This window comes from Ruegeria sp. HKCCA5839 (genome assembly GCF_013035585.1).
GTDB lineage: Bacteria > Pseudomonadota > Alphaproteobacteria > Rhodobacterales > Rhodobacteraceae > Ruegeria.
Genome location: NZ_WQIE01000013.1, coordinates 54,385 through 63,954, shown reverse-complemented (window position 1 = coordinate 63,954; position 9,570 = coordinate 54,385). Strand labels below are relative to the sequence as shown.

12 protein-coding genes are annotated in these 9,570 nt (G+C 58.8%); 5 read left to right on the top strand and 7 right to left on the bottom strand.

The genetic code is table 11. The features are described 5' to 3' along the window. Positions 1 to 173: 173 nt before the first annotated feature. A complete protein-coding gene (locus tag GOV38_RS20990) occupies positions 174 to 1,637 on the bottom strand; it encodes a PLP-dependent aminotransferase family protein (RefSeq protein WP_171210172.1) in 1,464 nt (487 codons plus the stop codon). 127 nt (positions 1,638 to 1,764) lie between these two features. Between GOV38_RS20990 and GOV38_RS20985 the strand changes: the two genes are divergently transcribed. Further along, positions 1,765 to 2,073 (top strand): helix-turn-helix transcriptional regulator, encoded by a 309-nt coding sequence (locus tag GOV38_RS20985; protein ID WP_171103739.1) that lies wholly within the window; start codon positions 1,765 to 1,767, stop codon positions 2,071 to 2,073. Next, a complete protein-coding gene (locus tag GOV38_RS20980; RefSeq protein ID WP_171210173.1) occupies positions 2,066 to 3,097 on the top strand; it encodes a permease in 1,032 nt (343 codons plus the stop codon). Before GOV38_RS20985 ends, GOV38_RS20980 begins: the two co-directional genes overlap by 8 nt. Positions 3,098 to 3,135: 38 nt before the next feature. Here GOV38_RS20980 and GOV38_RS20975 read toward each other — a convergent pair whose 3' ends face one another. After that, on the bottom strand, positions 3,136 to 3,525 hold the full coding sequence (locus tag GOV38_RS20975; RefSeq protein WP_171103735.1) for a hypothetical protein: 390 nt from the start codon (positions 3,523 to 3,525) through the stop codon (positions 3,136 to 3,138). 52 nt (positions 3,526 to 3,577) lie between these two features. Further along, positions 3,578 to 4,336, bottom strand: coding sequence for a DUF1013 domain-containing protein (locus GOV38_RS20970; protein ID WP_171210174.1), 759 nt, complete (start codon positions 4,334 to 4,336; stop codon positions 3,578 to 3,580). A gap of 130 nt (positions 4,337 to 4,466) precedes the next feature. On the opposite strand from GOV38_RS20970, the gene GOV38_RS20965 reads away from it, so the two are divergent. After that, positions 4,467 to 5,108, top strand: coding sequence for a ribonuclease T2 (locus GOV38_RS20965; RefSeq protein ID WP_171133727.1), 642 nt, complete (start codon positions 4,467 to 4,469; stop codon positions 5,106 to 5,108). Here GOV38_RS20965 and GOV38_RS20960 read toward each other — a convergent pair. Further along, positions 5,105 to 5,593, bottom strand: a complete 489-nt coding sequence (locus GOV38_RS20960; protein WP_171210175.1) for a hypothetical protein — start codon at positions 5,591 to 5,593, stop codon at positions 5,105 to 5,107. The two genes, GOV38_RS20965 and GOV38_RS20960, sit on opposite strands and share 4 nt — an antisense overlap. A gap of 150 nt (positions 5,594 to 5,743) precedes the next feature. Between GOV38_RS20960 and GOV38_RS20955 the strand changes: the two genes are divergently transcribed. Both GOV38_RS20955 and GOV38_RS20950 read left to right on the top strand, forming a co-directional pair. Then, complete coding sequence (locus tag GOV38_RS20955; RefSeq protein WP_171103727.1) at positions 5,744 to 6,082, top strand: helix-turn-helix transcriptional regulator; 339 nt, start codon at positions 5,744 to 5,746, stop codon at positions 6,080 to 6,082. Continuing rightward, positions 6,075 to 6,557, top strand: coding sequence for an SRPBCC domain-containing protein (locus tag GOV38_RS20950; protein ID WP_171210176.1), 483 nt, complete (start codon positions 6,075 to 6,077; stop codon positions 6,555 to 6,557). The genes GOV38_RS20955 and GOV38_RS20950 overlap by 8 nt, the downstream gene beginning before the upstream one ends. Positions 6,558 to 6,576: 19 nt before the next feature. On the opposite strand, the gene recR is transcribed toward GOV38_RS20950, so the two are convergent. From recR to GOV38_RS20935, 3 genes are all read right to left on the bottom strand, one after another. After that, a complete protein-coding gene (gene recR, locus GOV38_RS20945) occupies positions 6,577 to 7,170 on the bottom strand; it encodes a recombination mediator RecR (RefSeq protein ID WP_171210177.1) in 594 nt (197 codons plus the stop codon). A 61-nt stretch (positions 7,171 to 7,231) separates the two neighbouring features. Beyond that, on the bottom strand, positions 7,232 to 7,585 hold the full coding sequence (locus GOV38_RS20940; protein WP_171103721.1) for a YbaB/EbfC family nucleoid-associated protein: 354 nt from the start codon (positions 7,583 to 7,585) through the stop codon (positions 7,232 to 7,234). Positions 7,586 to 7,805: 220 nt separating this feature from the next. Beyond that, on the bottom strand, positions 7,806 to 9,560 hold the full coding sequence (locus GOV38_RS20935; RefSeq protein WP_171210178.1) for a DNA polymerase III subunit gamma/tau: 1,755 nt from the start codon (positions 9,558 to 9,560) through the stop codon (positions 7,806 to 7,808). Between the last annotated feature and the right edge of the window lie 10 nt (positions 9,561 to 9,570).

Below are 9,570 nucleotides of genomic sequence, written 5' to 3'. Positions count from 1 at the left end.
CAATCCCATGCATCTGCAAAACCTTCACAAATGCTTCTTCGGTCGTCATCTTCATCTGGCAAACTCCGGGGCAATAGGGTGCAATCGGCCATGCGGCGCGGTATTTCTCAGCGGTTTTGGCGTATGGGTGCCTGTGGCGTTAGGGCCAGAAGCCCAAGCCGGATATATCCAGTCTAGGATTTGTTGCGGATTGCCTGGGCGATTTGTTCAATCCCCGGAGCGATGCGTTCCGGCGGTATCGAGGAATAACCGAGCCGGTAGAAGTTCCGCGGTCGACTGGTCCCGGAAAAGAACTGTTCTCCGGGCTCGATATGGGTGCTGCGCGCCCTTAATTCCTTGGCCAAACGGGTGGTATCGATGCCATTTGGCGCCTGCATCCAGATCGACGATCCTCCGTGATATCCATGCCCGGCGATGGTCAGCCCATGCTGATGGATGGCCGCTTCGATTGTGTCACGTCTTTGGTGCAGGGCTTTCGACATCCGGCGGATCTGCGCGTCGTAATGTCCCAGTGACAGAAAATAGGCCGCAGTGCGCTGAACATGGCCCGGAGGATGGCGCAGAACCAAGGTGCGCAGCGCTCGCACCTCGCGGATAAATGCTTCGGATCCGACCATGTAGCCAAGCCGCAACCCCGGAAACAGGGATTTGGAAAAGCTGCCCACATAGACAACCCGCCCATCGCGATCCATCGATTTCAGCGCGGGCGAGGGCGCACCCAGATAGGACATTTCGAACTCGTAATCGTCCTCGACGATGATTGCATTCAGGTCGCGAGCGCGATCCAGTAAGGCATTGCGCCGGTCCACGGGCATGGTGGCCGTAGTGGGGCATTGATGGCTTGGCGTGGTAAAGATGACATCGGTCTGATCGGGGATGTCCTGCGGTGGCAGCCCGTCTTGATCCACCCGTATTGGCACAAGTCGACAATCGGAATGTGACAGCAGATTGCGCAGCGAATAATAACACGGATCTTCAATCGCGGCGGTCCGGTCAGGTTTCAGCAATACCCGCGACGCCAGCCACAAGGCGTTCTGGGCACCCAGTGTTATCAGGATTTCTTCGGGGCGCGCGGCTATCCCGCGCCGTGGCAGGGTGTGCCGGGCAATGAACTCGATCAGCAGAGGATCATCTTGGTCGACGTAATCTCCGGTCAGCGAATCGAAATCCTTGTGCCCCAATGCGCGCACGGCGCAGAGACGCCAATTGGCATGATCGAACAGGGACCGGTCAGTCTGCCCATAGATGAACGGATATCGAAAGTCGCGCCAGTCGCTGGGCTTGCGCAGAAAATCTCCGCCTGAAAAAGGACGCGCAAGCGACCTTTCCCAGTTGACCGTGTCATCACTGCGCTGGAGGGGGGTGTATTTCGGGGGTACCGGAGCATTCTGCGACACGTAGTAGCCCGACCGCCCGCGCGAGGTCAGATAGTCATTGGCCAATAGCTCGGTATAGGCGAGCGTGACCGTGATCCGGCTGACCCCCAAATGTGACGCCAGCTTGCGTGAGGATGGCAATTTCTCACCCGTGTGAAAGCGGCCCGACAAAATGCCTTCGGCAATCATCTGCTGAATGCGTGCTTGCAACGTGCCCTGACCGTTGGGATCAAGGAAAAAGGTGTCCACGGAAATTCCCATCCCTCCTTATAGGTTGGACTTAAGGCAGAGGCAATCTGGACTTAAGCTCCTTAAAGGAAATCCTTCGGTTGACCACCAAGTTCGAATAAACTATATAACCAGAAAATTAGTTATGTAGGGAAGTCCAATGTGGGAAGAAGCTGCCGCGGGATTCTCGGCCATGGGCTCTGAGGCCCGGTTGAAAGTACTGAAAACGCTGGTCCGCGCAGGTGAGGCTGGGCTGACCGTTGGTGAAATCCAGACGCGCACGGGCATAGCCCCGTCAACACTGGCCCATCATCTGCGATTTCTGGCAGCGGGTGGCGTGGTCGAGCAGGAAAAGATCGGCCGCACGACAATTAACCGTGCGTGCTATGGCGAATTGCAGAAACTGGCGCAGTTCATTCTGAGCGAATGCTGCGCGGACCAGATTGAAAAGGCCGCAAACGATGGCTGAGCTGACACAAAACCCCAAAACCTCGGTGCGCAACGTTATCGACGCGCTTAAAACGCCATGGGTTCTGATCATTGCCATTCTGCTGCTCGTTGCCCTGTTGGATCCGGGCAACTGGACCGAAATCGTGACATTTGCGGCCAAGGCGCTGGCGCATACGGGTCAGTATATCCTTTTTGCCGTTTTGCTTTTGTCCTACCTCAAGGCCACGGGTGCCGAGGTCATGGTGGCCCGCGCCTTTGAGGGGCGCGAGACCCGAATGATCTTTTTGGCGGCGTTGTTTGGCGGGCTGGCGCCGTTCTGTTCCTGCGAAGTCATTCCCTTTATCGCAGGCCTTCTGGCACTTGGCGCACCGTTGTCGGCGGTCATGGCGTTCTGGCTCAGTTCACCCTTGATCGATCCACCAACGCTGCTGATCACAGCGGGCGCATTGGGCTGGCCGTTTGCGATTGGCAAAGCCGTCGCTGCGGTGGCCCTGGGCCTGTTTGGCGGGTTTGCCGTGCGGGCGCTGATGCGGGCCGGGGCGTTTTCCCAGCCTTTGCGGAACTACAAGCCGGCGGGATGTTGCGGTTGCGGCCCCAAGCTGGACGACAAACCCGTTTGGACATTCTGGAAAGACCCGGACCGCCGTCAGCGATTTCGCTCGGAGTTCGTCCAAAACGGCCTGTTTCTGCTCAAGTGGCTGGCATTGGCTTATGTGCTCGAGGCGTTGCTGGTCAGCTATGTCCCGGCAGATCTGATCGCGCGCGTCGTTGGCGGAGAAGGTGTTGGCCCGATTGTCGTGGCTGCGCTTGTGGGGATGCCGGCCTATCTGAATTCCTATGTGGCTCCGCCGCTGCTGGCCGGTTTGATAGAGCAGGGCATGACCGCGGGCGCCGCGATGGCCTTTATGTTGGCGGGTGCCGTCAGCTCGATCCCGGCGATGGCAGCGGTTTGGTCGCTGGTCAAGCCGCGCGTCTTTGCCACCTATCTGGCTCTGGGTGTTGGTGGCGCGATCCTTGCGGGTATCGTGTTTCAGATGGTTTAAAAAAAACCGCCTGGGCAATTCCGGGCGGTTTTCAAGGATCAACTCGATCCGCAGAGCCGTGGCAGTTTCAGCCGATACCGCGCCTCGCCGCTTTCAACATAAACGCGTTTTTCAACGCAGGCATCAGATCCCACGCTCTGCGAGATCTGCGCATCTGTTGAGGTGAGCGAGACAGCCGACCCATCCGGCAGACGGACTGACGCAACCACACCGTTCCGCAGATCACCGTTGATCGCCGTTGCCGACAGGACCGGCACGGTTAGAAACGCTTCGTGCTCATGCTCTCCGTCGTCGCCCACAAGAACGATCACCGAAACAATAACGACCATGACCAAGGCACCGGCCAGAGCCAACCCCCAGGTCTTGAGGAAAGCATAGATCGAAACTGCGCGGTGCGGGCCGAAAACTGCGGACAAAACGTTCAGCATGGGATTCCCAAAGCAAGCGCCCCGGGCCTGTCAGGCCGGGGCTGTTCCAGGATCAGGGGCGAAACTCGTCTTCTTCTTCGTCCGCCTCGCCACCTTTGGGCAGGTTGAAGAAGCTGTCCGCATCAACAACCTCTTCTTCTTTTTCCTCAGCTGGCTCATCGGTCAACGAGAAAGTTTCCAGCCCTTCAATTGCCGACGGGATCTTGGGTGCTGCATCCATATCCAGTGACTGTTCGGTGGACACCAGCTTGCGGCGTTCATCATCACTCATGACCTTGCCTTCAGCCGCTTGTTTGGCTGCGGCTTTCTGAACGGCTGTATCCAGCTCGGACTGTTTGCACAGGCCCAAGGCAACCGGATCGATCGGTTGCATATTGGCGATGTTCCAGTGGGTGCGCTCGCGGATCGACTGGATGGTCGGCTTGGTGGTGCCGACCAGTTTGGCGATCTGACCGTCGCTCAGCTCGGGGTGGAACTTGACCAGCCACAGGATCGAGTTCGGGCGGTCCTGACGCTTTGACAGAGGCGTATAACGCGGACCACGGCGTTTTTCCTCACCCGCTGCCGACGGGTTGAATTTGAGCTTGAGCTTGTGCAGCGGGTTGTTCTGCGCTGCATCAATCTCTTCCTGAGTCAGCTGATTGTTGGAAATCGGGTCGAATCCTTTAACGCCCGCAGCCACATCGCCATCCGCGATGCCCTGCACCTCCAACTCGTGCATTCCTACGAAATCCGCGATCTGCTTGAAGCTGATCGTGGTGTTATCCACCAGCCATACGGCGGTTGCCTTGGCCATCAGGGGTTTTGCCATCAGCCCGTCTCCTATACATACATCTGTCCCGTCGCCGGAATTCGGCGGCCCCGTGGCTTTGGGGCAGGTTTCCGTTGTCGGGGAACTTGGGGCTTGTATAGTCGCGTCAGGTTAAGAAGGAAAGAGGCGAATGCGCCAAGGAATTTTGGGGCTGGTTTTGTTGGTGCTGGGCGCGATATCCGCTTGGGCCGAGGGCGAAAAGGCCGGAGAGTTTGACTATTATGTCCTCGCGCTCAGCTGGTCACCCAACTGGTGCGCGCGCGAAGGTGATGCGCGCGGATCAGATCAATGTGATGAACGTCATGACCACGGATGGATCTTGCACGGGCTCTGGCCACAGTTTCACCAAGGCTGGCCCTCTTATTGCCGCACGCCCGAGGCACCGCCCTCACGCTCGATGACTCGCGCGATGGAGGATATCCAGGGCAGTGCGGGCTTGGCCTGGCATCAATGGAAGAAACACGGCACATGTTCAGGCCTCTCCGCACCTGACTATTTCGCTCTGTCGCGCGAAGCTTACGATCAGGTGAGCCGCCCAGACGTGTTCCGCAAGCTGGATGCTGCCGTCAAACTGCCCGCATCTGTAGTGGAAGAGGCGTTTCTGAAAGCCAACCCCGGGTTAGAGCGTGACATGATCACGGTCACCTGCAAACAGGGCTATATCGCCGAAGCGCGCCTATGCCTGTCCCGCACGCTTGATCCGGTGCCCTGCGGCCGCGACGTGATCCGGGACTGCACGGCGAAAGACGCGCTGTTCGACCCGATTCGTTAAAGCTTCTTGTTCTGACAGTCCCGCGCATAGTCCAATGCTTTGGCGGTTCCCTTTAGATCAATGGCCATCACCGTCTGACCTTCGGGGTTGAACACTGTCAGCGTCTTATTCTGCGCAATCGCCGTCACGAACGCCCGGTCTGTAAAAAACACAGTCGCGCCCGGCACGTCCCGGTCATTGAACCCAATCGCTGTTGCGTCATAGCTTTTGCCGTCCAGCTCAAACCGGATCGGATAGCGCTCGCCCTGCTGTATGTCGCCCCAGGCTTTGTTGTAGACGGCGAAATACCCACGATTGTCCAAAGCATCATAGCCCAACCGCACGACCGAAAGATCCTGATAGACCGTCTGGATCAGGCACCCATTCCCGAGCGCGGGATCCATCATGATGTTCCAGCCTTCGACAAAGCCTTTGTCGACAAGGTTCTGCGCAAGGGCAGAGGTGGCGGTGAAGGCGGCGAGGGTGAGGGCGACAAAACGGGTCATCAAACTGTTCCGGGGCAAAGACGATACAAGATCTTTCTATCTTCAAAGCTGTTCAGTCCAAAGGGAAATTCGAGAGTTGGTGCGTTGGCCATCTTAATCGGGTTTAATTTACCCATTGATTAATTAACCAATAGGTTTATTAATGAGCCTATGACTGAAGACGAAAAACTGGACTTCGCCTTTGCGGCACTTGCCCATCCCGCCAGACGCGCGATGCTGGCGCGATTGGCCCAAGGCGAAGCGACTGTCAAAGAGCTGGCAGAGCCGTTTGACGTCAGCATGCCAGCGATCTCAAAACATTTGCGTGTGCTGGAAGGAGCGGGCTTGATCGAACGCTCGCGCAACGCGCAGTTCCGTCCTTGCCGGTTGAATACAGACCCGCTGAAATCGATCGCAAACTGGACTGACCAGTACCGTCACATCTGGGAAGTTCGCTTTGAGGCCATGGAAAAATTACTGAGCGAAATGAAGGATTTGAAAGATGGATGATTCTGAAAAATGGGTGCGGATCGTGCACGAGTTCCAAGCGCCCATGGCGCTGGTCTGGCGGATGTGGACCGATCCTGCACTGTTCCAGAAGTGGTATGGCCCTATGGGGTTCTCCGTGCCAACAGCAGAGATTGATTTGCGTGTCGGTGGGGTACGAAAGATCTGCATGGAAATGAAAACGCCGGAAAAAACCATGAGGATGTGGTTTACTGGGGTCTACAAGGAAATCACCGAGCCGTCTCGATTGGTCTATACCGAAAGCATGTGTGATGAGACTGGAAACATCCTGTCGCCCAAAGACATGGGAATGCCAGAAGGCCATCCGGACATAACCGAGGTTATTGTGGATTTACGAGAATTAGACGGCAGAACGCAGATGACCATGGTGCATCGTGGCGTCCCCGCGGGCAGCGCTGGCGAAGGTGGCTGGAAACAGGCGTTCGAGAAACTGGAGGTCGTATTGGCGAAAGGATGATCTAATCCAAGGAATAAGGTTAGATCTCTTTCCGCGCCCTCAGCGCCGCCGTGATCGTCCCGTCATCCAGATAATCCAGCTCACCCCCAATCGGCACACCCTGTGCCAGTGACGTCAGGCGCACCTGGCCTTCAAGCTGGTCGGCGATGTAATGCGCAGTGGTCTGTCCGTCGATTGTGGCGTTCAGCGCCAGGATGATTTCGGTGATCCCTTCCGCCAACACACGGTCCCGCAGGCGTGGGATGCGCAGTTCGTCCGGGCCGACCCCGTCCAGTGCTGACAACGTGCCACCCAGTACATGGTAGCGGCCTTTGAAAACGCCCGCGCGTTCCATCGCCCAAAGATCGGCCACGTCCTCGACCACGCATAGCTCTCCGGTTGCGCGGGCCTCATCGTCGCAGATATCGCAGATGTCGGACGTTCCAACATTGCCGCAGTTCAGACACTCGCGGGCGGTAACGGCAACCTGCTGCATTGCGTCCGAGAGCGGTGTCAGCAGCAGGGCGCGTTTGCGGATCAGGTGCAGGACAGCGCGGCGGGCGGAACGGGGGCCAAGGCCCGGCAGTTTCGCCATCAGGTCGATCAGGTTATCAATGTCGCTGTTAGAGCTCACGGCCTGTCCTGTCTGACGCCGGAGGGAGCCTCTGGCGGGAGTATATTTGAAAAGATGAAGATCAGAAGGGCAGTTTGATATCCGCCGGCAGCCCCATGCTTTCGGTCAGTTTGGCCATTTCTGATTGCGCGCGTTCGGCGGCTTTGGTCTGGGCGTCCTTGATGGCGGCCAGGATCAGATCTTCGACCACTTCCTTGTCGTCGCCATTGAATATCGACGGATCAATGTCGAGCCCCTTGAGCTCTCCCTTGGCAGTGGCAGTGGCCTTGACCAGACCGGCCCCGGATTCGCCAACAACCATCAAAGTGTTCAGCTCTTCCTGCATTTCCGTCATCTTGGTCTGCAAGTCCTGCGCGGATTTCATCATCTTGGCCATATCGCCCAGGCCGCCAAGCCCTCCGAGTCCTTTGAGCATCGGTAATCTCCTTTAACTGGTTTGACGCTTAAATACGAAGGGCGTCGGTGTGGCACAAGGGGCAGGAATGCTCCCGCCGGTCGTCGAGGTCTTTGGCAAGACCTTTCCTCCCGTTGGGCCCGGCAGCGCGGGCTTTGCCCGCGCTGCCGGGCCCAAGTCCGCTCTGGGGTATCGGCGTCAGCCGATGGCCCGTGGCGGGCGCGGGAGTTTTGCCTTTATCTTAGTCCTCCTCGAACGGGTCCCATTCGTCCTCGACCTCGGGCAGGGCTTCGGTTTCGATCTGGGCTGCGCGTTGCTCGGGGGTTTCGATTTTGGTGATCCGTGCTTTTGGGAACTGTTCCAAGACAGCCTGAACCAGCGGGTGCGCCTTTGCCTTGGCTTTCAGAGCCAGATCGGCGGCGTCGCGGGTTTCTCCGATCGTGGGGGCTTCGCCGTCCGAGACAATCGAGACGGCCCAGCGGTTCCCGGTCCAGCGCTGCAGCGCAGATCCCAGCCGCGCGGCCAGGTCTGACGGCGCTTGTTCGGCGGGTGTAAACTCGATCCGGCCGGGCTGGTAGGACACCAGACGCACGCCGTTTTCCACTTCGACCAACAGTTTTACGTCCCGGTTGCTGCGGATCAGTTCGACGACGTGGTTGAAGGTTGGATAGCGTGCCAGGGCGGTGGCGGGGTCCTGGGCCAGCGCAGCGGAAGGCCCCCCGGCGGGGCCGCGCGCGGCCATGGCAGGTTGCGCAATGGCCTGTGTCGGAGCAGCGTCAGGCGCTCGGGTTGGCACGCCGCCACCCGGTCCGCCATTCGGTGGCGGGGCAGGCATGTCCTGCAACCGTTTCACCAGCTCTTCCGGGCTGGGCAGGTCGGCCACATGGGTCAGACGGATCACCGCCATTTCCGCGGCCATCATGGCGTTGGGTGCAGCCGAAACCTCTTCAAGCGCTTTCAGCAACATCTGCCACATCCGGGTCAGCACCCGCATCGGTAGCGCCTGGGCCATTTGCTGACCCCGGGCGCGTTCGTCGGGGGATACTGTTGGGTCTTCGGCAGCGTCGGGGGTGATTTTCACGACCGAGACCCAGTGGGTAATTTCCGCCAGATCGCGCAGAACTGCCAGCGGATCTGCCCCTTCGGCATATTGGCTGCCCAGCTCGGTCAGCGCCCCTGCCGCGTCGCCGCGCAGGATCATATCCATCAGATCCAGCACCCGGCCCCGGTCGGCCAGACCCAACATAGCGCGCACCTGGTCGGCGCTGGTTTCCCCCGCGCCGTGGCTGATCGCCTGGTCCAGCAATGACGTGGCATCGCGGGCTGAACCTTCGGCAGCGCGGGTGATCAGCGCCAGCGCGTCGTCGGCGATCTGGGCGCCTTCGGCATCCGCGATCCGGCGCAGCAGCGCGATCATGTCCTCGGGTTCGATCCGTCGCAGGTCAAAGCGCTGGCATCGCGACAGAACGGTCACCGGGACTTTGCGGATCTCGGTGGTGGCAAAGATGAACTTCACATGTTCGGGCGGTTCTTCGAGCGTCTTGAGCAGCGCGTTGAACGCGCTGGTCGACAGCATGTGAACCTCGTCGATGATATAGATCTTGTACCGCGCGCTGGCGGCGCGATAGCGGACACTGTCGATGATCTCGCGAATATCATTCACACCGGTGCGACTTGCGGCATCCATCTCAATCACATCGACATGGCGGCCTTCCATGATGGCCTGACAGTGTTCGCATTGACCGCAGGGTTCCGTTGTAGGTCCACCCGTGCCGTCAGGACCGATGCAATTCATACCCTTGGCGATGATCCGGGCCGTTGTGGTTTTCCCCGTTCCCCGAATGCCGGTCATGACAAAGGCCTGGGCAATCCGGTCTGCCTCGAACGCGTTTTTCAGCGTGCGGACCATGGCGTCTTGCCCAACCAGATCGGCAAAGGTTTCCGGGCGATATTTGCGGGCGAGAACCTGATAGGCAGGGCTTGGCGTGTCGGTCATGTTGTCTCTG